This window comes from Pseudomonas sp. NPDC078416 (assembly GCF_050268485.1).
GTDB lineage: Bacteria > Pseudomonadota > Gammaproteobacteria > Pseudomonadales > Pseudomonadaceae > Aquipseudomonas.
The window spans coordinates 1-20,609 of record NZ_JBNNGV010000050.1 but is presented as its reverse complement, the minus strand read 5'-3'; the positions used below and the strand labels follow the sequence as shown (position 1 = coordinate 20,609).

The following is a 20,609-nucleotide window of genomic DNA, read 5'->3' as shown; positions in this document are numbered from 1 at the left end:
GATCCCATCCCGAACTCAGCAGTGAAACGATGCATCGCCGATGGTAGTGTGGGGTTTCCCCATGTGAGAGTAGGTCATCGTCAAGATTAAATTCCGAAACCCCATCTGCGAAAGTAGATGGGGTTTTGTTTTTGCGCGCGGAAAAGCTGCGACATCTCGGCTCAAAAAAAACCACCCATGGGGGTGGTTTTTCCTGGTCAACGCTGATCAGTCACCGCGATACACACAGCCACTGGTGCATGTCTCGTGAATCCGTATGGCGGACAATTCTGGCAGCAGCGGCTTCAACTCTTTCCAGATCCACTTCACCAACACTTCACTGGTCGGGTTCTCCAGGCCGGGAATGTCGTTCAAGTAGTTATGGTCCAGGCGTTCGTACAGAGGCTTGAAGATTGTCTTGATCTCGGAGAAATCGCGGATCCAGCCAGTATGGGGATCAGGTTCGCCCTGCAGATAGATCGCCACACGGAATGAGTGACCGTGCAGACGTCCACACTTGTGGCCGTCCGGCACGTGAGGGAGCCGGTGAGCTGACTCGAACGTAAACTCTTTAAAAATTTCCACGGTGATATAAGCCTTGATAAGTGGCGATCGCCAGCGCGATAAATGCAAGCTGCGAGTTTATCAGTAATGGTTTGGCGAGTGACAGGCAGAACCTGACCACGTGGTTAAACCAGAGGCTGCAATCGTTGTGCGAGACGGCCCGTGTCGACCAGTTCCAGAAACTCATCCCCCAGCCGCTGACTGCTTTCCATTGCTGTGCGCCAATACCGCTGCCGATCCGCATCCCTGCCTACAAACCGTTTAAAGTCGCTTCGATCAGGCAGCTTGCCGTAGGGCAGCGTAGCCAGGTACGCGTTTGAGGGGGCCAGCAGCACGACGTCTTGAAGCCGGGTCTGGTCGCCCCTGCGCCACGGAAGTGCCTTGTCAAACCAACCTGGAATGATTTTGTCGGTGAAGTGCGGATACAGCACTATGTCGCTACCGCTGTACGGAAGATCCAAATGGTAGTCGAGCAGTCCGCCATCGCGGAACATCCCTGCGCCGACACCAGGTATCTCGGCAACGCCCTCCATGACCATCGGAATAGAGCCTGACGCCAGCAATGCCTGGCGCAGGTTCAATGTGTCCAGTGGCAAGCAACGGGATGGGAAGTCAGTCAGCGGCAGAAGGGGAGGGACGAGGCGTGGGTCGTGCATGACCAGCCGTTCAAAATGCCGCGACAGGCGCGCCCGCCCGAGCAGGTTATCAGCGATAACCGCTCCCAGCCCCAAACTCAACCCTGCACGATGATCCCGGGCGAGCAAGCCACGGCTTCTGACGATCATCACGTTGAGACGGTAATGGGGATTCTCCAGGACCTGTGCAGCGTCTGTGTGCAAAAGCGCATCAAGCATCGTTACGCAGCTGCGGGTGACCTGCGCCATCGTTACGCCTTTGGCGAAACTCTGCTCATTGTACAGGCGCCCAAGTCGCTGAATACCTGCAACCGGGTCCGGCAGGCATGCGCTCGCAAATCGCCACGAACCGATGGAAGCGCCAATCAACGAGCGCTCCCGGGGAGCCCGGGGCAGCCATTCACCGAACAGCGCCAGATCAAGGCCCTGAATGCCCAGCGCCTTGGGGCCACCCGCAGCGCCAGGGATGATGCCGACATCCATCGCTGATAGCCCTTGCTCCCTGATCCGCGTCATCGCACGCCTGCCGGCCTTGATAGTCAATGCCGGGTATTTGATGTGAATGTTGCTCATGGCCCCTCCGGAGTTGGACAGGGACGAAGTATATCGTGGGCCCCATTTTCAGCCACTGGACGCACAACGGGTAGTGGCACGTAGCCAGATAAATTCAGCTTCAATTAAGTTCGCCCGTTTAAGGTGGGTCTCGTAAACAAACAGACCCCTACGGAGATCCACCATGAAAATCCTGACTGCCTTTATCGCTGCTACTGCATTCACCGTTACCGCCGGTTATGTCCAGGCCCGGGATTTAGGTCCTGATGAGGCGCTGAAACTGCGCGATGCAGGTACTATTAAATCCTTTGAAAAGCTCAACGCCGTCGCCTTGGACAAACACCCGAAATCCACCATTACTGACACCGAGCTGGAACAGGAATATGGCAAGTACGTTTACCAGATCGAACTGCGCGATGCGCAAGGTGTGGAGTGGGACGTTGAAGTCGACGCTGTTAGCGGACAGATCCTCAAAGACCATCAGGACACCTGATGATCGTCGGTAAGCGTCCCGTCAAGCGTTTCGTTTACTGTCTGGTGGCCGCCTGTGCGGTCACCCCCAGCCTGGCGTGCCTGGCTCGGGACCTGAATCAGGACGAGGTGCTTGAGCTGCGCAGGAAGGGCGTGATTCTGCCGCTTGAGCAGTTCATCGATCAGGCCCTGGGACGTTACCCCGGCTCCAAGCTGCTTGAGGCCGAACTTGAAGAGAAACACGGTGCGTTGGTGTATGAGATCGAGCTTCTCACCGCCGATCATGTCGTGCGCGAGCTCAAATTCGATGCCGCTGACAGCCGCCTGTTGCAAGACAAGGAAGACGATTGATGCGTTTGTTATTGGTTGAGGACCACGTTCCCCTGGCGGACGAGCTCATCAGTACGCTGGGCCGGCAGGGATACGCGATCGACTGGCTGACCGACGGGCGCGACGCCATTCATCAAGGCGCCACCGAGCCCTACGACCTGATCGTGCTTGATCTTGGGCTGCCGGGCGTTCCCGGGCTTGAAGTCCTGCAGAAATGGCGCTCCGGCGGACTGTCCACCCCCGTACTCATTCTGACCGCGCGGGCTTCCTGGGCCGAGCGTATCGAGGGCCTCAAGGCGGGCGCCGACGACTATCTGACCAAACCCTTTCATCCCGAAGAGCTGCAGCTGCGTATTCAAGCGCTGCTTCGCCGTGTCCGCGGTCTGGCCAACCAGCCGAAACTCGAAGCCGCAGGCCTGCACCTGGACGAAGGGCGCCAGTGCGTCAGTCGCGGGGAGGAAGACATTCAACTAACGGCGGCGGAGTTTCGCCTTCTGCGTTATTTCATGCTGCACCCCGGGCAGATTCTCTCCAAGAGCCACTTGGCCGAGCACCTCTATGATGGGGAGAACGAGCGGGACTCGAATGTGATCGAGGTCCACGTCAATCATTTGCGCCGCAAGCTTGGACGCGCCGTGGTCGAGACGCGGCGTGGGCAGGGCTATCGTTTTGCAGGGACAGGCGAGTGAGGTCGATTCAACGACGCCTGAGCCTGGGCCTGATCAGCGTGTTGCTGATTGTCGGCCTGGTCCTGGCGCAGATCAGCCTGTGGTTGTTTGAAGTCGGCTTGCAGCGTTATCTCGAGTCTGGCCTGCGCAATGAAAGCGAGCTGCTGCTGGTTGCGCTGGTGCGCGGCCCCGACGGCCTGCAGCTTGATGAGCATCGCCTGTCGCCCGGCTATCAGCGACCCTATTCAGGCCATTATTTCCGGATCGATTTCGAGCAGGGTCATTGGCGCTCGCGCTCGCTGTGGGATCTGGAGTTGCCGCACCCCGGGCAGCCCGGCCTGCATGCCGATCTTGCCCTGGAGAAGACTGATCAATCGCTATTGTTGCTGCACACCGATTACCGCAAGTTCGGGCAGACCATCTCCATCACCGTTGCTCAGGACTACACCCCGGTGCGGGACAGTTTCGCGCTGGTCCAGCGCATCGGTCTCGGGTTGGGATTGATGGCCCTGATATTGATTCTCGTGTTGCAGCGCGTCACCGTTCGCCGTGCCTTGCGCCCGCTGGACAGGGCGAGGGAACAGATCTTCCAGTTGCAACAGGGGCAGCGTTCGCAACTCGATGAGCGAGTGCCGGTGGAGCTTGAGCCGCTGGTCGCGCAGATCAATCATCTGCTGGCCCACACCGAGGACAGTCTCAAGCGCTCCCGCAATGCCCTTGGCAATCTGGGCCACGCGCTGAAGACGCCGCTGGCCGTGCTGATGAGCCTGGCCGAAGGCGAAAAGCTGGCGGGCCACCCGCACGTGCGCGAGACCCTGCGCGATCAGTTGCAGCACATTCAGCAGCGTCTTGAGCGTGAGCTCAATCGTGCAAGATTGTCAGGCGATGCTTTGCCCGGCGCACGGTTTGATTGCGCGGCGGAGATACCCGGGCTGTTTTCCACACTGCGAATGATTCATGGCGAGCATCTGGAACTCAGCAGTGAAATCGCTGCGGGTCTGTTTCTGCCGTGGGACCGTGAGGACATTCTCGAGTTGTTGGGCAACGTCATGGACAACGCCTGCAAGTGGGCCGACAGCCAGGTCAGCCTGACCATTGCCAAGAGCGCCGGTGGCTACTGCCTGCTGATCGACGATGATGGCCCGGGCATCCCCGTGCAGCATCGCGATGAAGTGATCGGCCGTGGCAATCGTCTGGACGAACAAGTCACCGGCCACGGACTGGGCCTCGGCATCGTCAAGGACATCGTCGAGGCGTGGGGCGGTTGCATTCAGTTACTGGACAGCCCCATGGGCGGGCTGCAAGTGCGCATTGATCTGCCCGAACGACTTAGCCCGCAACTGCCGGGGACCGAAAGCGCGCATCAACCCTCGTAACCTCAACTTTTTGTGTGCCGGGCCGTTAACCGTAAAGGAACCCCAACGGCTCAACGTACAAAAACAAAGGGTCATGACTTCTATGCGGCTAAATCTCAAAGCCAAAGTACTTTCGCTCGCCGTGCTCCCGGTGTTGGTGTTCGCACTGATCATCAGCGCCAGCACTGTCATCATGCTGCGTGAACAGGGCAAGCGCGAAGTCGAGGAAACCCGCCAGCACCTGCTCGCGGAAGCCAAAGCCACGTTGCAAAGCTACGTGGCTGTTGCGATGGGCACCATCAAACCGCTGTATGAAGCCTCGGCCCCGGGCGACATGGAGGCCCGCGCGCAAGTCATCAAAATGCTCTCTCAGGTCACCTACGCCAAGGACGGGTACTTCTTCGGCTACGACTCTCAGGCGGTGCGGCTGTTCAAGGGCAATAGCCCGGACGGCATCGGCAAGAGCTTCAAGGACGCCCGCGATCCAAAAGGCGTCTTCGTCAATGCGGGCCTCGTTGACGTGGCGAAAGCGGGTACTCATTACCTGGAGTATTCCTCTGCGCTGCCCGGTACAAGCGAGCTGGTGCCCAAACTGGGTTACACCGAATACCTGCCGAAGTGGGACATGGCTTTCGGGTCGTCGATCAATCTGGACAACATCGATGCCAAAGTCATGGAGCTACAGAAGAATGTCGCCGAGCGCCGGCAGAACATGCTCGTCAGCATCATTGGCATTACGCTCCTCGTATTGCTGATCATTGCGGCGGTGGGCTTCTGGATCGCGGGCGGTATTCTGCGGCCGTTGCGCCTGATGAAAGCCAACCTTGATGACATCGCGGCCGGTGAGGGTGATCTGACCCAGCGTCTGGCGGTGACCTCTCAGGACGAACTCGGCGAGCTGGCCGGGTCGTTCAACCGCTTTGTCGACAAGATTCACGGGCTGGTCCGGCAGATCGCCGAAATGACCGCCCAATTGACCGGGCTTGTGGGTGAAGTGACCGATCAGGCCCAGCGCTCGGAGCAGGCGATGGAGCGTCAGCGTCACGAGACGGATCAGGTGGCTACGGCGATCAATCAGATGTCGGCGGCCGCCCAGGAAGTCGCGAAAAGTGCTCAGGGCGCCTCGGTCGCTGCGCAGCAAACCGATGCCGAAGGTCAGGCCGCCAAGCGAGTGGTCGACGGCAGTATCCAGCAGATTCACGCGCTGGTGAATGACATCCGCGACAGCGGTACTTCACTGGACAGCCTGCAGAATGACGTGTCGTCCATCGTCGGCGTGCTCGGGGTGATACGTTCCATCGCCGATCAGACCAACCTCCTGGCACTCAACGCCGCCATTGAAGCCGCGCGTGCCGGCGAGGCGGGCCGCGGGTTTGCGGTAGTGGCCGATGAAGTGCGCGCGCTCGCCAGCCGTACGCAGCAAAGCACCCAGGAAATTCAGGGCATGATCGATCGCTTGCAACAGGGCACCCAGGGCGCGGTGCAGGCGATGAAACGTTCGAGCGAGGCGGGCGACGGGACTTCCGCTCGCGCCAACGAAGCCGGCGCGTCGCTGGACACCATCGGTCAACTGATCGGCACTATCAATGCGATGAACGCGCAGATTGCCAGCGCCGCAGAAGAGCAGACGGCCGTCGCGGAAGAGATCAATCGCAGCGTCCACCAGATCGCCGTGGCGGTCGAAAGCGTGGCCGATGAAACCCGCCACAGCGCCTCTACATCGCGCAACCTTACGGAGCTGAATCAGCGCCTCGGCCAGTTGGTTCGGCAGTTCAGGATCTAGTCTTGAATGGCGGGTCTTGCGCAGGGCCCGCCGCTTGCGCCTCTTCCATCTGCCCTGCACATCAGGCGTGGCACTCCTGCAGTGATTGACGGACTAAGCATCAGGCCGTGTGCTCGACGCGGCTTAATGACATGGAAGAAACATGAACGAAACCGCGCTGCAAAATAAAACCCTATTGCTGTTACTGGTACTGGTGACCATCGCGTTCATCTGGATTCTGCTGCCGTTCTACGGCGCGGTGTTCTGGGCGGTGATCCTCGGCATCATCTTCGCGCCGCTGCAACGCCGTTTGCTGGCCCGCTTCGGCTGGCAGCGCAACCTGACGTCCCTTTGCACGCTCATGATCTGTCTGGTCATTGCGATTCTGCCGGTGATTGTCATCGCGGCGTTGATGGTTCAGGAGGGGGCGACGCTTTACAAGAATGTGGAAAGTGGTCAGCTCGACATCGCCAAGTACCTGGCTGAATTCAAGGTGCTGTTGCCGCCCTATGTGCAGCATTGGCTTGATCGTCTGGGCATGGGAGATTTCAACGGTCTGCGCGACAAGATCGCCAAAAGCGCGATGCAGGGCAGCAACTACCTGGCCACCCAGGCGTTCAGCTTTGGGCAGGGTACATTCGATTTCGTTGTCAGCTTTTTCATCATGCTCTACCTGCTGTTCTTTTTCCTGCGCGACGGCCAGGAGCTCACCCGCAAGATCCGCATCGCGATTCCGCTGGCCGAGCCTCAGAAACGGCGCTTGCAGTTGAAGTTCACCCGCGTCGTGCGCGCGACGGTGAAGGGCAATATTGTGGTGGCGGTGACTCAAGGCGCGTTGGGCGGGTTTATTTTCTGGGCACTGGATATCCCGAGCGCTTTGCTCTGGGCGGTGATGATGGCGTTTCTGTCGTTGCTGCCGGCGGTGGGGGCGGGGATTGTCTGGGCGCCGGTTGCGCTGTATTTCCTGCTCAGCGGGATGATCTGGCAGGGTGTGGTGTTGGGGCTGTTCGGGGTGTTTGTGATCGGGCTGGTGGATAATGTGTTGCGTCCGATCCTGGTGGGCAAGGATACGCGGATGCCCGATTACCTGATTCTGATTTCGACGCTGGGCGGGATGGCGGTGTTCGGGTTGAACGGGTTTGTGATCGGTCCGATGGTGGCGGCGCTGTTTATGTCGACGTGGGCGTTGTTTACCGGTGACAAGAAAACCGTTCGATTGCCCGGTTGATTGTTGTTGCAAGATCAAGAGCGTCTGCCTAAGGGCAGACATTTCGCCTTCGGCGACTTACTTTTGAAAAGCACCAAAAGTAAGCAAAAGTGCCTGCTCTCGGTTGGGCCCGACTTCGTCGGGTTCCTTCACTCCGGTCCCGCTCCGTGGGCCCGCTGCCATCCGCCATCCATGGCGGGGGGCAGCTCTCGCCGCATCCATGCGGCTCGGCCCACTCCACGAGACCTGCGTTCAGCCTGCACCCAAGTCGCGATGGGTGTCGTCTGGACTTCCTGCGTAGGAAGATCAACGGCAACTGCAACTGCAACTGCAACTGCAACTGCAACGGCATCTGCGGCCTGCTTGTTCGAGGAAAGTCCTTGGCGTGATGAAGATCCTCTGTAGGAGCGCGCTTGCCCGCGAATTGTGGTGGGTCAGCGGCATCTGTGTGGCTGACAGGATGCCATCGCGGGCAAGCGCGCTCCTACAGTGAATGTGCATGCGGTCAGTGGGACCGGCTTTAGCCGGGAAGCCTTTGATCTGCTCTTGATCTGCCTGCGCAAAAACTTCAGACACCGCCAATCGCGACTTTGGTGCAGGCCGAACGCAGACGACGCGGAGTGGGCCGAGCGGCATGGATGCCGCGAGAGCGCCGCTAGGACATGGATGTCCGTTCGGCGCGGGCCCACGGAGCGTCGTCGGAGTAAGGGAACCGGACGAAGGAGGGCCAAACCGAGAGCAAGCACCCTTGGTTACTTGGGGTGCTTTTCCAAGTAACTCGCCGAAGGCGAAACGATCTGCCGTTAGGCAGATGCTCTTGATCCTTTAAAATGCAAAGCCATAAAAAAACCCTGCTCGAAGGCAGGGTTTTTTGTGCATCACTCAACCATCACAAACCGGCATGGCCCACCAGGGTCAGCAGCGGTTGCGGGTAAACGCCCAGGAAGAACGCCAACAGCGTAATCCCCAACAGCATCACGCCACCTGCACGCTGCGCCCAGTTGAACGGGGCGTCGTGGCGCTGGATCTTCGAGTCTTGGAGATACAACGTCACCATCACACGCAGGTAATAGAACACGCCGATGGCGCTACCCACGACCAGCGAACCGGTCAGCCACCACAGGTGCGCCTCGACGCCCGTCGCGATGATGTAAAACTTGCCGATGAAGCCCGTCGTCAGCGGAATACCTGCCAGCGACAGCATCATCACGGTCAGCACCGCCGTCAGGTACGGACGACGCCAGAACAGGCCGCGGTATTCGAACATCGCGTCGGCGTCGCGGCCGCTATAAGGCGACGACATCAAGGTGACCACGCCGAACGCGCCCAGGCTGGTCAGCACGTAGGTGACGAGGTAGACGTTGATCGCCTCGACCGCCATGCCCTTGCTCGCCACCATCGCGATCATCAGGTAACCGAAGTGCGCGATGGACGAGTAACCCAGCAGACGCTTGAGGTTGTTCTGCGTCAGGGCCAGCAGGTTGCCGACCAGGATCGACGCCACGGCAATGACCGACATCACGTCCGTCAGCACACCACTGGTAGCCGCCGGGGAGATCTGGAACAGGCGAACCAGCACGCCGAACACCGCGACCTTGCTGGCGGTGGCGAGGAAAGCCGCTACCGGGGCAGGGGCGCCTTCGTACACGTCCGGTGTCCACAAGTGGAACGGCACCAGCGACAGCTTGAAGCCCAGACCCACCAGCATCATGCCCAGACCCAGGCTGGCGATCGGGCTTGGCATGCCAGTGGCGGCGATGGCCTTGCCGATTTCGCTGAAACCCAGGCTGCCGGATTCGGCATACAGCAGCGCCATACCGAACAGCAGGAACGCCGAGCCGGCGGCCGACAGCACCATGTACTTGATGCCGCCTTCCAGCGAACGCTTGTTGAAGAACGCGTAAGCCACCAGACCGTAGACCGGCACCGACAGCAGTTCCAGGCCGATGAACAGGCTTGCCAAGTGTTGCGCGGCGACCAGCACCAGCCCACCGGCCGCAGCCATGAGGATCAGCAGGTAGAGTTCTTCGCGGTTGCCCGGGTAACCTGCCTTGCCTTCACCCAGATAGGCGTGAGCCAGGGTGACGCAGGCCAGCGTCGACACCAGGATAATGCCCATGTAGAGGCAGGCGAAGCTGTCGATTTGCAGCAACGGCGTGACCACCAGTGGCGCAACTTTCAGCGCCGGGTAGATGGACAGCAGAGCCAGGTTGAGTCCCGCTACCGTCAGCAGGAATGATTGCGAATGGTTGCGACGCCATGCGATGCCCAGCATCACCACCACAATGGTGATACTGGTAATCAGCAGCGGCGCCAGCGCAATAAAGTGTTGAATCGTCAGGTCCATAGCGCTCTTACCGGGCCGAAGCGAGTTGAGTGAAGGCGGTGCCGAGCCATTGCTGCACGCCATGCATGGTCGCCGAGGAGGTGTCGAGGATCGGTTGCGGGTACACGCCCAGCAGAATCAACAACACCGCCAGACCCAGCACCATGATCAATTCCCGACCGTCCATGCCCTTGTAGACCGCGTCGGATTTGGCCGGGCCGAAGTAGGCGCGGTGGATCATGATCAGCGAGTAGACAGAACCGAACACCAGACCGGAAGTGGCGATGGCGGTGATCCACGGCGCGCTGACAAAGCTGCCGATCAGGATCAGGAATTCACCGACGAAGTTACCGGTGCCTGGCAGGCCCAGCGACGCGGCGGCGAAGAACAGGCTGATGGCCGGCAGGTACGCGATCTTGCTCCACAGGCCACCCATTTCGCGCATGTCCCGGGTGTGCAGACGCTCATACAACTGGCCGCTGAGGATAAACAGTGCGGCGGCCGACAGACCGTGAGCGAGCATCTGAACGACGACGCCTTGCAGCGCCTGCTGGCTGCCGGAGTAGATGCCGATCAGCACGAAGCCCATGTGCGAAACGCTGGAAAACGCGATCAGGCGCTTGATGTCGGTCTGGGCGAAGGCCAGGAAGGCACCGTAGAAGATCCCGATCAGGCCCAGCACCATGGCGATCGGCGCGAACTCGGCCGATGCATTCGGGAACAGCGGCAGGGCAAAACGCAGCAGACCATACGCAGCGGTCTTCAGCAGGATGCCCGCCAGGTCCACGGAACCGGCGGTTGGCGCCTGGGCGTGAGCGTCAGGCAACCAGGAGTGCAGCGGCACGATCGGCAGCTTCACCGCGAACGCGATGAAGAAGCCCAGCATCAGGATGTATTCGGTGCTGTGGGACAGCTTGGTTTTCAGCAGGTCCGCGTAACCGAAGGTGATCACGCCGGTCTGGTTGAAGTGCACCAGCACCAGACCCAGGATCGCCACCAACATGATCAGGCCGCTGGCCTGAGTGAAGATGAAGAACTTGGTCGCTGCATAGATCCGCGTCTTCTTGCCGTCCGCCGAGCTGTGACCCCAGAGCGCGATGAGGAAGTACATCGGCACCAGCATCATTTCCCAGAAGAAGAAGAACATGAACAGGTCGATGGCGAGGAACACGCCGACGACGCCGCCCAGGATCCACATCAGGTTCAGGTGGAAGAAGCCGACGTTACGTTGAATCTCTTTCCACGAGCAGAGTACCGAGAGGATACCCAGCAAGCCGGTCAGCAGAATCATCAGCAGGGACAGGCCATCGAGGGCCAGGTGCACGCTGATGCCGAAGCGCTGAATCCACTGGAGCTTGAATTCAAGGGCCCAGGTCGGATCGGCGCCCGGAGCCGGAGCATAGGTAAACGTACCGGTGCTCCAGACCCACAGGCCCAGAATCGTCTCGAGAGACATGGTCAACAGCGCAATCCAGCGCGGCAGGGTAGGGCCGAAGCGCTCACCTTGCCAGCACAGCAGGCCGCCGATGAAGGGGATCAGGATTAGCCAAGGCAGAATCATGACGGGCTCAATTCCTTTCGCAAAGTCGCAAGGTTCATGTCAGATCGACTCATCAGACCAGCACAATCGCGCCGAGTACCAGTACGGCACCTGCGGCGATCGAAGCGGCATACCAGCGGAGCTGACCGGTTTCGGTGCGGGTCATCAAGCCGTTGCCGGCTTTGACCAGACGCGGAATCAGGCCGATTGTGTGGTCGAGCGGGTCGGCACGCAGGAGGCGACTGATTGCCAGGTAAGGTTTGACGAACAGCACGTCATACACCCAGTCGAAGCCCCAGGCTGCAAACCACCATGCGGACAGGAAACGACCCGGCCCGCTGTTGGCGATGGCCGTAACCAGTCGACGCTTGCCAAGGAACAGCACCGCCGCCAGCAGAATACCGGCCAGAGCAATGGCGCCCGAGGCGATTTCCAGGCTGTGCTTGGCTTCCCCGCCCGCATGACCTGCGCTCTCCGGCAACACCCCAGCCAGTGGCGGATGAATCCAGGCGCCGATGAACGTCGACAGCACGATCAGCACACCCAGTGGCAACCAGTGGGAGATCCCGTGGCCGGCGTGGGCTTCGGTCTTCGCTTCGCCGTGGAAGGCGATGAAGATCAGGCGGAAGGTGTACAGCGAGGTCATGAACGCACCGACCAGACCTGCGTACAGCAGATACTGATGGCCGCTGGCGAAGGCTTCCCATAGGATTTCGTCCTTGGAATAGAAGCCCGCCGTGACCAGCGGCAAGGCCGACAGCGCGGCGCCGCCGACGATGAAGCTGGCGTAGGCCAATGGCAGTTTCTTCCACAGGCCGCCCATCTTGAAGATGTTCTGCTCGTGATGGCAGGCAACGATCACCGCACCGGACGCGAGGAACAGCAGGGCCTTGAAGAAGGCGTGGGTCATCAGGTGGAAAATCGCGCCGTCCCATGCACCCACACCCAGCGCCAGGAACATGTAGCCGATCTGGCTCATGGTCGAGTAGGCGAGGATACGTTTGATGTCGGTCTGCACCAGCGCGGCGAAGCCCGCCAGTACCAGCGTCACGCCGCCGACGATGCCGACCAGATGGAGGATGTCCGGCGCCAGGATGAACAGGCCGTGGGTCCGCGCGATCAGGTAAACGCCCGCCGTTACCATGGTTGCGGCGTGGATCAGTGCCGACACCGGGGTAGGACCGGCCATCGCGTCCGCCAGCCAGGTTTGCAGCGGCAGTTGCGCGGATTTACCGACGGCACCGCCCAGCAGCATCAGCGTGGCCAGAACGATCCAGAAGTCGCCGACCTTGAAGTGCTGTGGTGCGCGAACCAGCAGTTCCTGAATGTTCAGCGTGCCCAGTTGCTGGAACAGAATGAACAGGCCGATGGCCATGAACACGTCGCCGATGCGGGTGACGATGAAGGCTTTCAGGGCCGCGTTGCCGTTGTTGCGGTTGCTGTAATAGAAACCGATCAACAGGTACGAGCACAGGCCCACGCCTTCCCAACCGAAGTAGATGAACAGCAGGTTGTCGCCCAGGATCAGGAACAACATGCTGGCAATGAACAGGTTGGTGTAGGCGAAGAAGCGCGAGTAGCCGTCTTCACCGCGCATGTACCACGAGGCGAACAGGTGAATGAGGAAGCCGACGCCGACCACCACGCCGAGCATGGTGATGGACAGGCCATCGACATACAGGGCGAAGTTGGGCTCGAAGCCGTCCACCGACATCCAGCGCCACAGCACCATGGTCAGGTGACCGCCTTCCGGTGGAGACACGTTGAATTGCCAGATCACGTAGGCGGCAACGATGGCCGACAGGCCAATGGAGCCCACGCCGATCAGGGCTGAAAGGTTTTCCGACCATTTGCCGCGCGAAAACGACAGCAGCAGGAAACCGATCAGGGGGAATACGAAAGTCAGAAAGAGTAGGTTCATCCGCGCATCTCGCTGGCAGCGTCGATATCGAGCGTGTGGAAGCGGCGATACAGTTGCAGCAGGATCGCCAGGCCAATGCTGGCCTCGGCTGCGGCAAGGCTGATCACCAGAATGAACATGATCTGGCCGTCAGGCTGTGCCCAACGGCTGCCCGCGACCACAAAGGCCAGCGCGGCTGCGTTCATCATGATTTCCAGGCTCATCAACACGAACAGAATGTTGCGGCGTACCAACAGGCCCGCCAGGCCGAGGCAGAACAAGATGCCGGCGACCGCCAGACCATGTTCCAGAGGGATTGCTGAGTTCATGGCTTTACTCCTTCGCCTCGTTGCGGCCGACATGGAACGCCGTCACGGCTGCCGCAAGCAGCAGCATCGAGGCGAGTTCGACAACCAGCAGGTAAGGGCCAAACAGGCTGATGCCGACGGCTTTGGCGTCCACCGTGGTGTGACCGATGGAAGCGCCGGTGGAGTTGGCGAACAGCACGTAGATCAACTCCGCCAGCAGCAGACCGCCCAGCAGAATCGGGCCGAGCCAGATGCCAGGTTTGAGCCAGGCGCGTTCTTGTTGAACCGAGGCCGGGCCCAGGTTCAGCATCATCACCACGAAGACGAACAGCACCATGATGGCGCCCGCGTAAGCGATGACTTCCAAGGCCCCGGCGAACGGCGCGCCGAGACTGAAGAAGGTCATGGCCACGGCGATCAGCGAAATGATCAGGTAGAGCAGGGCGTGCACCGGGTTCGTGTTGGTGATCACCCGAAGGGTGGCCACCACAGCGATGCCGGATGCGAAATAGAAAGCGAATTCCATCTTTCTTCCTTAAGGCAGCAAGCTCTTGACGTTGATGGGCTGGGCTTCGTTCTGTGCATCGCCTTTCGGCTTCCCGGCGATGGCCATCCCTGCAACGCGGTAGAAGTTGTAATCAGGGTTCTTGCCGGGGCCGGAGATCAGCAGATCTTCCTTCTCGTACACCAGATCCTGACGTTTGAACTCGGCCATCTCGAAATCCGGCGTCAGCTGGATCGCGGTGGTCGGGCAAGCTTCCTCACACATGCCGCAGAAGATGCAACGCGAGAAATTGATGCGGAAGAACTCCGGGTACCAGCGACCGTCGTCGGCCTCGGCCTTCTGCAGCGAGATGCAACCCACCGGGCAGGCCACGGCGCACAGGTTGCAGGCCACGCAGCGCTCTTCGCCGTCGGGGTCGCGGGTCAGGACGATGCGGCCACGGTAGCGCGGCGGCAGATACACCTGCTCTTCCGGATATTGCAGGGTGTCACGCTTACGGAAGCCATGGCCGAAGACCATGATCAGGCTGCGCAGCTGGGTACCCGTACCCTTAACGATGTCGCCAATATATTTGAACATGGGTCAAATCCTCACTGAGCCGCCAGGACGACCGCAGCGGTCACCAGCAAATTGATCAGGGTCAGTGGCAAGCAGAACTTCCAGCTGAAATCCATCACCTGGTCATAACGCGGACGAGGGATCGAAGCACGCAACAGGATGAACAGCATGATGAAGAACGCGGTTTTCAGGGCAAACCACATGAACGACAGTTGCGGCAGGATATCGAACGGACCATGCCAGCCACCGAAGAACAGGGTCACCAACAGCGCCGAGATCAGGATGATGCCGATGTACTCACCGACGAAGAACATGCCCCATTTCATGCCGGCGTATTCAATGTGGTAACCGTCGGCCAGCTCCTGTTCCGCTTCCGGCTGGTCGAACGGGTGACGGTGAGTCACGGCGACGCCAGCGATGAAGAAGGTACAGAAACCGAAGAACTGCGGAATGATGAACCACAGGTGATCGGCCTGGTACTTGACGATGTCGCCCATGTTGAACGAACCGACCTGCACCACGATGCCCATCAGCGACAGGCCGAGGAACACTTCGTAGGACACGGTCTGCGCCGAAGCACGCAAGCTGCCCAGGAGGGCGTACTTGTTGTTCGATGACCAACCGGCGAACAGCACCGCATAGACCGACAGACCGGCCATGGCGAAGAAGAACAGCAGGCCGATGTTCAGGTCGGCGACCACCCAGGTCTGGGTCACCGGGATAACCGAGAACGCGATCAACAGCGCGCTCATGGCGACCACTGGCGCCAGGGTGAAGATCACCCGGTCGACGAAGGGCGGGTTCCAGTCCTCTTTGAAGAACATCTTCAGCATGTCGGCAGCAATCTGGAACATGCCGAACGGACCCACGCGGTTCGGCCCGTAACGGTCCTGCCACCAGCCCAACAGACGGCGTTCGACGAAGCTGAGCAGCGCGCCGCAGACCACCACGGCGAGCAGCACCACGATGGCCTTGACGACAGCGATGATCGAGTCGATCACTTCAGGGGTGAACCAGGTCATTGAGCGGCCTCCTGCACGGCATCAACGGTTTTGCCGAACAACGCCGGAGGAATGCCAGCCAGACCGGACGGCAGCGCCACCAGGCCTGCGCCCAGTTCTTCGCTGATGCGCAGCGGCAGACGCAGGGTCTGGCCGGCAACGCTCAGGCTGAGCAAGGCACCTTCGTTGACACCCAGACGGTCCGCTTCGGACTTCGCCAGCGCCACATAGGCCTGGGGAATGCGCTCTTGAACCGGTGCGGCTTTGGAAGAGGTCTCCTCGCTGCCGAACAGGTGATAGAACGGCACGACCTGCCAGGTCCCTTGTGCAGGGGAGAAGGCACGCGGCACGTTGGCGAACCAGCCCAGTTTGTCGCCGCTGCTCTCGATCAGGCGCACGCCCGGATCGCCAGCACGCAGGTGACCACCGACTTCGTCCTGGAACTTGTTCCACGCTTGTGGCGAGTTCCAGCCCGGCGACCAGGCAAACGGCACCTGAGAACGCGGTTCGGCAGAGCCCGAATAACCTTCCATCGAGAACGCGAACGCGGTGTCGATGTCCTGCGGCATACGCGGTTCGTGCACGCTGATGTTGGCGCGCATGGCGGTCCGGCCGCTGTAACGCAGCGGTTCACGCGCCAGTTTCAGACCCTTGATGCGGAAGGACGCAGACGGCGCGGCACCGACGATGCCGGCCAGTTGCGGATTGCTTGCCGCGCAGGCAGCGGTGACGTGATCGAGCTGAGTCCAGTCAACCGGCTGATTCAACAGGGTGGCGCGCAGGGCATGCAGCCAGCGCCAGCCTTCGTGAACCAGAATGCTCGCGTCCAGATACGTCGGGTCGAACACTTGGAAGAAGCGCTGGGCGCGGCCTTCCTGGCTGACCAGCGTGCCGTCGCCTTCGGCGAAGCTTGCGGCCGGCAGCACCAGATGGGCGCGGTCGGTGGTCGCGGTCTTTTGATGATCGGCCACGATCACCACTTTGGCAGCCTTCAATGCAGCCTCGACCGTCGCAGCGTCAACCCGCGTGAACAGATCGTTTTCCAGCACGACGATAGCGTCGGCCTGGCCCGAAATCACGGCCTGCAGTGCAGCGTCGACCGAGTCGCCACCGAACAGGGTCAAGCCCATGCTGTTGGCTTCCGGCACGATCAGGCTCAGGGAGCCATTCTTCTCGCGCAGCTTCAAGGCTTTGGCGATGTTCGCCGCCGCTTCGATCAGCGCGTTGGAGCCCAGCGAGGCGCCGGAGACGATCAGTGGACGCTTGGCGGCCAGCAGTGCATCGGCGATGCGTTGGGCCAGTTCCAGTGCTTCGCTGTCCAGGCCGGTGACGGCAGGCGCGCTTGGATCAATGGCGTGCGCCACGGCGAAACCGATGCGTGCCAGATCGTCCGGAGCGGCGTGTACGCACTCTTCGGCGATATCGTCGAGGCGGGTGTCAGTCAGGCTGGCGATGAACAGCGGGTTCATTTCGTGCTGGCCGATGTTCTTCACCGCAGCGTCGAGCCATGGCTGGACTTTCATCGCAGCGGCCATGTCTTCGGCTTTGTTCTTCACCGACTGACGCAGGCCGAGGGCCATGCGTGCAGCGGTCTGGGTGACGTCTTCGCCGAGGATGAACACGGCGTCGTGCTCTTCGACTTCACGCAGGGTGGGGATCGGCAGCGGGCTGTCTTTCAATACCTGAGCGATCAGGCGCAGACGCTCCAGCTCACCGGCTTCGATGCCCGAGTAGAAGTGCTCGGCACCGACCAGCTCGCGCAGGGCGAAGTTGCTTTCCAGGCTGGCGCGCGGCGAACCGATGCCGACGATATTACGCCCGCGCAGCAGGTCGGCGGCCTTGTCCAGCGCAGCGTCCAGGCCCAGCTTGATGCCTTCGGCCAGCGGCTGGCGCGGACGGTCCGTGCGGTTGACGTAGCCATAGCCAAAACGGCCACGGTCGCAGAGGAAATACTGGTTCACCGAACCGTTATAGCGGTTCTCGATACGGCGGATTTCGCCATAACGTTCGCCCGGGCTGATGTTGCAGCCGCTTGAGCAACCGTGGCAGATGCTCGGCGAGAACTGCATGTCCCATTTCCGGTTGTAGCGCTCGGAGTGGGTCTTGTCGGTGAACACACCGGTCGGGCAGACCTCGGTGAGGTTGCCGGAGAACTCGCTTTCCAGGGTGCCGTCTTCAACGCGACCGAAGTACACGTTGTCGTGGGCGCCGAACACGCCGAGGTCAGTACCGCCGGCGTAGTCTTTATAGAAACGCACGCAGCGATAGCAGGCGATGCAGCGGTTCATCTCGTGTGCGATGAACGGCCCCAGCTCCTGATTCTGGTGGGTGCGTTTGGTGAAGCGATAGCGGCGCTCGTTGTGGCCGGTCATCACCGTCATGTCCTGCAAATGACAGTGACCGCCTTCCTCGCAGACCGGACAGTCGTGCGGGTGGTTGGTCATCAGCCATTCAACGACGCTGGCGCGAAACGCCTTGGATTCGTCGTCTTCGATGGAGATCCAGGTGTTGTCAGTGGCGGGTGTCATGCAGGACATGACGATGCGACCACGGGTGTCGTTCTCGTCGGTGTACTGCTTGACCGCGCACTGGCGACAGGCGCCAACACTGCCAAGTGCTGGATGCCAGCAGAAATAAGGGATGTCGAGGCCCAGCGACAGACATGCCTGTAACAGGTTGTCTGCGCCATCGACTTCGAGCGCTTTGCCGTCTACGTGGATAGTGGCCATGGTTCAAAGTTCTTCGTTGGCCCGGTGTCAGCGGGCGTGGCTAATGGAATCTCGGTGCCATCCGACTCAAACAGCCTCGCGGCGTCGTCGGATGCAGGGAAGGCGGCCTTGTGGGCCGCCAACCGTTTATCGTGTTATGCGCCAACCACCGTCGGGCTGCTGACTTGAGTCAGGCTGCCCGGACGTGCCGGGGCGATACCTGCTTCGAACTCAGAGCGGAAATACTTGATCGCGGCGCCCAGCGGTTCCACGGCGCCCGGTGCGTGAGCACAGAACGTCTTGCCAGGGCCGAGGAAGTTAACCAGGCCCAGCAGCGTCTCGATATCGCCCGGCTGACCCTCGCCTTTTTCGATGGCGCGCAGAATTTTTACGCTCCACGGCAGGCCGTCGCGGCACGGTGTGCAGAAGCCACACGATTCCTGGGAGAAGAACTCCTCCAGGTTGCGCATCAGCGAGACCATGTTGACCTTGTCATCAACCGCCATCGCCATGCCGGTGCCCATCCGCGTGCCCACTTTGGCAACACCGCCGGCATAGAACTGGCAGTCCAGATGCTCGGGAAGCAGGAAGCCTGTGCCTGCACCACCGGGTTGCCAGCACTTGAGCTTGAAGCCGTCACGCATGCCGCCCGCGTAGTCTTCGAACAACTCGCGTGCCGGCAGGCCGAATGGCAATTCCCACAGGCCCGGGTTCTTCACCTTGCCGGAGAAGCCCATGATCTTGGTGCCCATGTCTTCGCTGCCCGGACGCGCGATGGCTTTGTACCAATCGTTGCCGTTGTTGACGATGGCCGGGACGTTGCACAGGGTCTCGACGTTGTTCACGCAGGTCGGCTTGCCCCACACGCCAACGGCGGCAGGGAAGGGCGGCTTGGAGCGCGGGTTGGCGCGACGGCCTTCCAGGGAGTTGATCAGCGCGGTTTCTTCGCCGCAGATGTAACGCCCGGCGCCGGTGTGCACGATCAGTTCAAAATCGAAACCGGTGCCGAGAATGTTCTTGCCCAGCAGGCCGGCCGCTTCGGCCTCTTTCACCGCACGGCGCAGGTGCACCGCCGCAGTGGTGTATTCGCCGCGCAGGAAGATGTAACCGCGATAGGCCTTCAGCGCGCGAGCACTGATCAGCATGCCTTCAACCAGCAGATGGGGCAGTTGCTCCATCAGCATGCGGTCCTTCCAGGTGTTCGGTTCCATCTCATCGGCGTTACACAGCAGGTAACGGATGTTCATGGATTCGTCTTTGGGCATCAGCCCCCACTTCACGCCCGTGGGGAAGCCTGCACCGCCGCGACCCTTGAGGCCGGAGTCTTTGACGGCCTGGACGATTTCGTCAGGCGACAGCGTCGCGAACGCTTTTCGCGCCGCTGCGTAGCCGTCTTTCTTCTGGTATTCATCGAGCCACACCGGTTCGCCGTCATCGCGCAGACGCCAGGTCAGCGGATGGGTTTCCGGAGCGCGGGCGATCAGGTTGGCAGGGCCGAAGGAAGTGATGGTCATACGTAACCCTCCAGCAGCGGCGCGACGCCCGCGGGCTGCAGATTGCCGAAAGTATCGTCGTCGATCATGACCGCCGGCGCCTTGTCGCAGTTGCCCAGGCAGCAGGCCGGCAGCAGTGTGAAGCGGCCGTCGGCGGTGGTCTGGCCCAGGCCGATGCCCAGCTTGCTCTGAATCTCGCTGACGATGTCTTCGTGACCGGCGATGAAGCAGACCATGCTGTTGCAGACGCGAATGATGTGGCGGCCCACCGGCTGACGGAAGATCTGGCTATAGAACGTCGCCACGCCTTCAACGTCGCTGGCGGGGATGCCCAGCACTTCGCCGATGGCATAGATGGCGCCGTCCGGGACCCAGCCGCGTTCCTTCTGAACGATTTTCAGGGCTTCGATGGACGCCGCGCGCGGGTCCTCGTAGTGATGCATTTCGTGCTCGATGGCCGAGCGCTCGGATTCGCTCAGGGCGAAACGGTCTGTCTGGATAAGCGTGCTGTTCATGCTTAGCGGTCCACGTCGGCCATAACGAAATCGATACTACCCAGGTACGCAATCAAGTCCGCGACCATGCTGCCTTTGATCACCGAAGGGATCTGCTGCAGGTGCGGGTAGCTTGGGGTGCGAATCCGGGTACGGTATTTTTCTATGCCCGGCTGCGCCACGAACGTTATCTCAATGCCCAGACGCGTTTAACCGGTGTCAGCAGCAGTGCGACCCTGGCGCTGGGGCAAAT

General features: G+C 60.7%; 18 protein-coding genes, 1 rRNA gene and 1 pseudogene. 7 read left to right on the top strand and 13 right to left on the bottom strand.

Translation table 11 applies throughout. From position 1 onward, the window contains the following. Positions 1-86, top strand: a 5S ribosomal RNA gene (gene rrf, locus ACQKEN_RS24585); the annotation flags it as partial. A gap of 121 nt (positions 87-207) precedes the next feature. On the opposite strand, the gene queD is transcribed toward rrf, so the two are convergent. Next, positions 208-564 carry a 6-carboxytetrahydropterin synthase QueD gene (queD, locus tag ACQKEN_RS24580; protein ID WP_074893670.1) on the bottom strand — a complete coding sequence of 119 codons (357 nt, stop codon included), beginning with the start codon at positions 562-564 and terminating at the stop codon, positions 208-210. Positions 565-668: 104 nt separating this feature from the next. Then, complete coding sequence (locus ACQKEN_RS24575) at positions 669-1,751, bottom strand: patatin-like phospholipase family protein (RefSeq protein ID WP_427689393.1); 1,083 nt, start codon at positions 1,749-1,751, stop codon at positions 669-671. A 163-nt stretch (positions 1,752-1,914) separates the two neighbouring features. Here ACQKEN_RS24575 and ACQKEN_RS24570 point away from each other — a divergent pair, with 163 nt between their 5' ends. The 6 genes from ACQKEN_RS24570 (at position 1,915) to ACQKEN_RS24545 (ending at position 7,544) form a co-directional block, all read left to right on the top strand. Then, positions 1,915-2,223: a PepSY domain-containing protein gene (locus ACQKEN_RS24570; protein WP_427689392.1), complete on the top strand. Its 309-nt coding sequence runs from the start codon at positions 1,915-1,917 to the stop codon at positions 2,221-2,223. After that, a complete protein-coding gene (locus ACQKEN_RS24565; RefSeq protein ID WP_427689391.1) occupies positions 2,223-2,552 on the top strand; it encodes a PepSY domain-containing protein in 330 nt (109 codons plus the stop codon). The genes ACQKEN_RS24570 and ACQKEN_RS24565 overlap by 1 nt, the downstream gene beginning before the upstream one ends. Next, the gene (locus tag ACQKEN_RS24560) at positions 2,552-3,220 is read left to right on the top strand and encodes a response regulator transcription factor (protein ID WP_065989106.1); all 669 of its coding nucleotides are present in this window, start codon (positions 2,552-2,554) and stop codon (positions 3,218-3,220) included. The genes ACQKEN_RS24565 and ACQKEN_RS24560 overlap by 1 nt, the downstream gene beginning before the upstream one ends. Further along, positions 3,217-4,575, top strand: a complete 1,359-nt coding sequence (locus ACQKEN_RS24555; protein ID WP_427689390.1) for an ATP-binding protein — start codon at positions 3,217-3,219, stop codon at positions 4,573-4,575. Before ACQKEN_RS24560 ends, ACQKEN_RS24555 begins: the two co-directional genes overlap by 4 nt. A gap of 82 nt (positions 4,576-4,657) precedes the next feature. Then, a complete protein-coding gene (locus ACQKEN_RS24550) occupies positions 4,658-6,337 on the top strand; it encodes a methyl-accepting chemotaxis protein (protein ID WP_427689389.1) in 1,680 nt (559 codons plus the stop codon). A gap of 142 nt (positions 6,338-6,479) precedes the next feature. Beyond that, a complete protein-coding gene (locus ACQKEN_RS24545) occupies positions 6,480-7,544 on the top strand; it encodes an AI-2E family transporter (protein WP_074893658.1) in 1,065 nt (354 codons plus the stop codon). Positions 7,545-8,412: 868 nt separating this feature from the next. Here ACQKEN_RS24545 and nuoN read toward each other — a convergent pair. The 11 genes and pseudogenes from nuoN to ACQKEN_RS24490 all read right to left on the bottom strand — a co-directional run. Beyond that, complete coding sequence (gene nuoN, locus ACQKEN_RS24540) at positions 8,413-9,870, bottom strand: NADH-quinone oxidoreductase subunit NuoN (RefSeq protein ID WP_074892029.1); 1,458 nt, start codon at positions 9,868-9,870, stop codon at positions 8,413-8,415. Positions 9,871-9,877: 7 nt separating this feature from the next. Then, entirely contained in the window at positions 9,878-11,410 is a 1,533-nt protein-coding gene (gene nuoM, locus ACQKEN_RS24535) for an NADH-quinone oxidoreductase subunit M (protein WP_074892027.1), read from the bottom strand. A 52-nt stretch (positions 11,411-11,462) separates the two neighbouring features. Beyond that, positions 11,463-13,310 (bottom strand): NADH-quinone oxidoreductase subunit L, encoded by a 1,848-nt coding sequence (gene nuoL / locus ACQKEN_RS24530; RefSeq protein ID WP_427689388.1) that lies wholly within the window; start codon positions 13,308-13,310, stop codon positions 11,463-11,465. After that, the gene (nuoK, locus tag ACQKEN_RS24525; RefSeq protein WP_065989117.1) at positions 13,307-13,618 is read right to left on the bottom strand and encodes an NADH-quinone oxidoreductase subunit NuoK; all 312 of its coding nucleotides are present in this window, start codon (positions 13,616-13,618) and stop codon (positions 13,307-13,309) included. The genes nuoL and nuoK overlap by 4 nt, the downstream gene beginning before the upstream one ends. 4 nt (positions 13,619-13,622) lie before the next feature. After that, positions 13,623-14,123 (bottom strand): NADH-quinone oxidoreductase subunit J, encoded by a 501-nt coding sequence (nuoJ, locus tag ACQKEN_RS24520; protein ID WP_037008804.1) that lies wholly within the window; start codon positions 14,121-14,123, stop codon positions 13,623-13,625. Positions 14,124-14,132: 9 nt separating this feature from the next. Beyond that, positions 14,133-14,681 carry an NADH-quinone oxidoreductase subunit NuoI gene (gene nuoI / locus ACQKEN_RS24515; RefSeq protein WP_122536327.1) on the bottom strand — a complete coding sequence of 183 codons (549 nt, stop codon included), beginning with the start codon at positions 14,679-14,681 and terminating at the stop codon, positions 14,133-14,135. An 11-nt stretch (positions 14,682-14,692) separates the two neighbouring features. Further along, positions 14,693-15,682, bottom strand: coding sequence for an NADH-quinone oxidoreductase subunit NuoH (nuoH, locus tag ACQKEN_RS24510; protein WP_037008811.1), 990 nt, complete (start codon positions 15,680-15,682; stop codon positions 14,693-14,695). After that, positions 15,679-18,390 (bottom strand): NADH-quinone oxidoreductase subunit NuoG, encoded by a 2,712-nt coding sequence (gene nuoG, locus ACQKEN_RS24505; protein WP_427689387.1) that lies wholly within the window; start codon positions 18,388-18,390, stop codon positions 15,679-15,681. Before nuoG ends, nuoH begins: the two co-directional genes overlap by 4 nt. Positions 18,391-18,524: 134 nt before the next feature. Further along, positions 18,525-19,883, bottom strand: a complete 1,359-nt coding sequence (nuoF, locus tag ACQKEN_RS24500; protein WP_427689386.1) for an NADH-quinone oxidoreductase subunit NuoF — start codon at positions 19,881-19,883, stop codon at positions 18,525-18,527. Beyond that, positions 19,880-20,377: an NADH-quinone oxidoreductase subunit NuoE gene (nuoE, locus tag ACQKEN_RS24495; RefSeq protein WP_065989124.1), complete on the bottom strand. Its 498-nt coding sequence runs from the start codon at positions 20,375-20,377 to the stop codon at positions 19,880-19,882. Before nuoE ends, nuoF begins: the two co-directional genes overlap by 4 nt. Before the next feature lie 2 nt (positions 20,378-20,379). Further along, positions 20,380-20,514 (bottom strand): annotated as a pseudogene (locus tag ACQKEN_RS24490) (hypothetical protein); the annotation flags it as partial. Positions 20,515-20,609 lie beyond the last annotated feature (95 nt).

What these genes read in the sequence shown, in the direction of transcription:
- ACQKEN_RS24575 (WP_427689393.1), bottom strand. Translation starts at nt 1,751, where the DNA reads ATGAGCAACATTCACATCAAATACCCGGCATTGACTATCAAGGCCGGC.
- ACQKEN_RS24570 (WP_427689392.1), top strand. Translation starts at nt 1,915, where the DNA reads ATGAAAATCCTGACTGCCTTTATCGCTGCTACTGCATTCACCGTTACC.
- ACQKEN_RS24565 (WP_427689391.1), top strand. Translation starts at nt 2,223, where the DNA reads ATGATCGTCGGTAAGCGTCCCGTCAAGCGTTTCGTTTACTGTCTGGTG.
- ACQKEN_RS24560 (WP_065989106.1), top strand. Translation starts at nt 2,552, where the DNA reads ATGCGTTTGTTATTGGTTGAGGACCACGTTCCCCTGGCGGACGAGCTC.
- ACQKEN_RS24550 (WP_427689389.1), top strand. Translation starts at nt 4,658, where the DNA reads ATGCGGCTAAATCTCAAAGCCAAAGTACTTTCGCTCGCCGTGCTCCCG.
- ACQKEN_RS24545 (WP_074893658.1), top strand. Translation starts at nt 6,480, where the DNA reads ATGAACGAAACCGCGCTGCAAAATAAAACCCTATTGCTGTTACTGGTA.
- nuoN (WP_074892029.1), bottom strand. Translation starts at nt 9,870, where the DNA reads ATGGACCTGACGATTCAACACTTTATTGCGCTGGCGCCGCTGCTGATT.
- nuoM (WP_074892027.1), bottom strand. Translation starts at nt 11,410, where the DNA reads ATGATTCTGCCTTGGCTAATCCTGATCCCCTTCATCGGCGGCCTGCTG.
- nuoL (WP_427689388.1), bottom strand. Translation starts at nt 13,310, where the DNA reads ATGAACCTACTCTTTCTGACTTTCGTATTCCCCCTGATCGGTTTCCTG.
- nuoK (WP_065989117.1), bottom strand. Translation starts at nt 13,618, where the DNA reads ATGAACTCAGCAATCCCTCTGGAACATGGTCTGGCGGTCGCCGGCATC.
- nuoJ (WP_037008804.1), bottom strand. Translation starts at nt 14,123, where the DNA reads ATGGAATTCGCTTTCTATTTCGCATCCGGCATCGCTGTGGTGGCCACC.
- nuoI (WP_122536327.1), bottom strand. Translation starts at nt 14,681, where the DNA reads ATGTTCAAATATATTGGCGACATCGTTAAGGGTACGGGTACCCAGCTG.
- nuoH (WP_037008811.1), bottom strand. Translation starts at nt 15,682, where the DNA reads ATGACCTGGTTCACCCCTGAAGTGATCGACTCGATCATCGCTGTCGTC.
- nuoG (WP_427689387.1), bottom strand. Translation starts at nt 18,390, where the DNA reads ATGGCCACTATCCACGTAGACGGCAAAGCGCTCGAAGTCGATGGCGCA.
- nuoF (WP_427689386.1), bottom strand. Translation starts at nt 19,883, where the DNA reads ATGACCATCACTTCCTTCGGCCCTGCCAACCTGATCGCCCGCGCTCCG.
- nuoE (WP_065989124.1), bottom strand. Translation starts at nt 20,377, where the DNA reads ATGAACAGCACGCTTATCCAGACAGACCGTTTCGCCCTGAGCGAATCC.